Source organism: Mesorhizobium sp. M7A.F.Ca.US.006.04.2.1 (assembly GCF_004022915.1).
GTDB lineage: Bacteria > Pseudomonadota > Alphaproteobacteria > Rhizobiales > Rhizobiaceae > Mesorhizobium > Mesorhizobium ciceri.
This window is the reverse complement of the sequence record NZ_RZQA01000785.1, coordinates 1-3,036: the sequence shown is the minus strand read 5'-3', so window position 1 is coordinate 3,036 and position 3,036 is coordinate 1. Positions and strand designations below refer to the sequence as shown.

Annotated in this window: 3 protein-coding genes and 1 pseudogene; all 4 read left to right on the top strand. The window is 65.2% G+C overall.

Annotated elements, in window-relative coordinates:
- A partial coding sequence (locus EN925_RS30000) for an ABC transporter ATP-binding protein (protein WP_164894477.1) occupies positions 1-567 on the top strand: 567 nt, incomplete at its 5' end.
- Positions 568-621: 54 nt separating this feature from the next.
- A complete protein-coding gene (locus EN925_RS29995; RefSeq protein WP_128337140.1) occupies positions 622-2,265 on the top strand; it encodes a dihydroxyacetone kinase subunit DhaK in 1,644 nt (547 codons plus the stop codon).
- 72 nt (positions 2,266-2,337) lie between these two features.
- Positions 2,338-2,940 (top strand): dihydroxyacetone kinase subunit DhaL, encoded by a 603-nt coding sequence (gene dhaL / locus EN925_RS29990; protein WP_127370067.1) that lies wholly within the window; start codon positions 2,338-2,340, stop codon positions 2,938-2,940.
- Positions 2,937-3,036 (top strand): annotated as a pseudogene (locus EN925_RS29985) (PTS mannose transporter subunit IID); the annotation flags it as partial. The gene dhaL and the pseudogene EN925_RS29985, both read left to right, overlap by 4 nt.

Below are 3,036 nucleotides of genomic sequence, written 5' to 3'. Positions count from 1 at the left end.
CTGGTGCGCAAACCGTCCATCTATCTGATGGACGAGCCGCTGTCATCGCTCGACGCCAAGCTGCGGGCGGATCTGCGGCTCGAGCTGAAGCGCATCCAGACCGAGCTCGGCGCCACCATGCTCTACGTCACCCACGACCAGATCGAGGCGATGACGATGGCAGACCGCATCGGCATCCTCACCGAGGGCGTGCTGGTGCAGATCGGCTCGCCGCGCACCATCTATTCAGAGCCGGCAAACCTGCATGTCGCGGCGAGGCTCGGCCAGCCGGCGATCAATCTTCTGCCGACCGGGCTGCTGCCTGACGGCGGCGCACCGGCCGGCACCAAGACGATCGGCGCGCGCACCGAGCATCTGACGATCGCGAAGGCCGCGAATGGCCATGCTGACGGCGTTGTCGACTGGGTCGAGCATCTCGGTGACCAGAACCATTTGCATGTGACGGTAGGCACCAAGAAACTGGTGACGCTGACCGATCCCGACACGGATCTGGCGCAGGGCGACAAAGTGGTGATCCGCTACCGGGCGCCGCTGTATTTCGGCGCCGATGGACAGCGATTGATGTGAGCGGTTTTCGGTGATTCAGCACCGGTTTTGACTTTGCCAGTACGGGACGAATCGATGAAGCACTTTTTCAATCGCAGGGAAACGATCGTCACCGAGGCGCTGGACGGCCTGCTACGAACCATTGGCTCCGGCGATCTCGCGCGCCTCGACGGCTATCCCGAGATCAAGGTCGTCCTGCGCGCCGACTGGGACAAGACGAAAGTCAGTGTCGTCTCCGGCGGCGGGGCCGGGCACGAGCCTTCACATGCCGGTTTCGTCGGCAGGGGCATGCTGACGGCGGCGGTTTCGGGCGAGATCTTTGCCTCGCCAAGCGTCGAAGCGGTGCTGGCGGCCATTCGCGCGGTCACCGGCCCGGCCGGCTGCCTGCTGATCGTCAAGAACTACACCGGCGACCGTCTCAATTTCGGCCTGGCGGCAGAGAAGGCGCGCGCCGAAGGGTTTCGTGTCGAGATGGTCATTGTCGCCGACGATATCGCTTTGCCCGACATCACCCAGCCGCGCGGCGTTGCCGGCACCTTGTTCGTGCACAAGATATCAGGCCACCTGTCGGAAGCCGGCCACGATCTGGCTGAAATCGCGGCAGCGGCGCGGGCGGCGGCCAAGGACATCGTTTCGCTCGGGATGTCGCTGTCGTCCTGCTCGATCCCGGGCCAGCCGCACGAAGACAGATTTGGCGAGAACGATGGCGAACTCGGCCTTGGCATTCACGGCGAGCCGGGCGTCGAGCGGATTGCGGTGCAGAGCGCCGACAGGCTGGTGGCGATCATGGCGGAGCGCCTTGCGAAGCGGCTTGATCCCAAGGCCACCTACGCCTTGCTGATCAACAATCTCGGCTCCGTGCCGCCGCTCGAAATGTCCGTTATCGCCAATGCGGTGCTTGCCTCGCCGTTGGCTAAAACCATCAAACTGACGATCGGCCCGGGCCCGCTGATGACGGCGCTCAACATGAACGGCTTCTCGCTGTCGCTGATCCGGCTGGATGCGGCGCGCGAAACCGCCTTGCAGGCGCCGGTCGGCCCGCATGCCTGGATACCGGCAAAGCCGGTTGTTTCACCTGCCGTCGTGCCGATGGCGAAAGCGGCCGGACAAAGCGTGGCACGCAAGCCCAGCCAGGATGCGCGGACCCGGTCTCTTCTCGTTACCATCTGCGAAAGGCTGATCGCGCTCGAAGCTACTTTGAACGGACTGGACGCCAAAACAGGCGACGGCGACACCGGTTCGACGGTGGCGACCGGCGCGCGCAGTGTTCTCGAGCGGCTCGACACGCTACCGCTTGCCGAGCCTGCAGCCACCCTTGGCGCGATAGGCGACATTCTGAGCGCGTCGATGGGCGGCTCCAGCGGCGTGCTGCTGTCGATCTTCTTCACGGCGGCGGCGCAGGCTCTGGGCGGCGGCGCGAGCCTGCCCAGAGCGCTGCTTGCCGGCCTTGAACGGATGACCTTTTATGGCGGCGCCAGAATTGGCGATAGAACCATGGTCGATGCGCTGGAGCCGGCGCTCAAAGCACTCGACGCGAACGGCCTGGAGGAGGCGGCAACAGCAGCCCGCCATGGTGCCGAGGCCACGGCCGCCATGGACAAGGCAAAAGCCGGGCGGTCGACCTATGTCGGCAGCAAGCTGCAAGGTGTGGTCGACCCCGGCGCTCACGCGGCCGCCGAAGTCTTCGCGGCGGCCGCGGCATTGCATGAAGCGGCCTGACGTATGCTCCAGTTGTCGAATGACCGTTCTTTCGATACTGCCGGCAAGATGGAAACCGGGAATGCGGGTGACATGGCGGCGTTGAACCTTGCCCGGCTGATCGCGGCCGCCGCGGATACGATCGCCGCGAACGCCGAGGAATTGACGGCGCTCGACCAGGCGATCGGCGACGGCGACCACGGGCTGAACATGAAGCGCGGCTTCGAGGCCGTGCGCGCCGAAGCCGAAGCATTTTCGGCCAAACCGCTGCCCGATGCCCTGAAGGCGATCGGCACCAAGCTGGTGATGACGGTCGGCGGCGCCTCCGGCCCGCTGTTCGGCACCCTGTTCCTGGCATTCGGCAAGGAGATTTCGGCGAAACCCGATCGCGCCAATCTGACGGCGGCGTTCGGCAAGGCGATCGAAGCTGTGGCAGCACGCGGCAAATCGCAGATCGGACAAAAAACCATGCTCGACGTGCTGCAGCCGGTGCATGACGCGCTGCTGCAGGGAAAGACAGCTCTTGAAATCGCCGATATCGCCGACGCCGCGGCCGACGCGACCGTCCCTATGAAAGCCTTGCGTGGCCGCGCCTCGTTCCTGGGCAACCGATCGATCGGTCATATGGACGCCGGCGCGCGCTCAACCGCGCTGCTGGTGCGCACAGTGGCGCACAGCCTCGGGGAAAGCGCATGAGCAATGTCGGCATCGTCATCGTCTCGCATTCGCCGCTGGTTGCCGAGGGCACGGCCGACATGGTGCGGCAGATGGTGGGCGACGAAGTGCCGCTTG

What these genes read in the sequence shown, in the direction of transcription:
- EN925_RS29995 (WP_128337140.1), top strand. Translation starts at nt 622, where the DNA reads ATGAAGCACTTTTTCAATCGCAGGGAAACGATCGTCACCGAGGCGCTG.
- dhaL (WP_127370067.1), top strand. Translation starts at nt 2,338, where the DNA reads ATGGCGGCGTTGAACCTTGCCCGGCTGATCGCGGCCGCCGCGGATACG.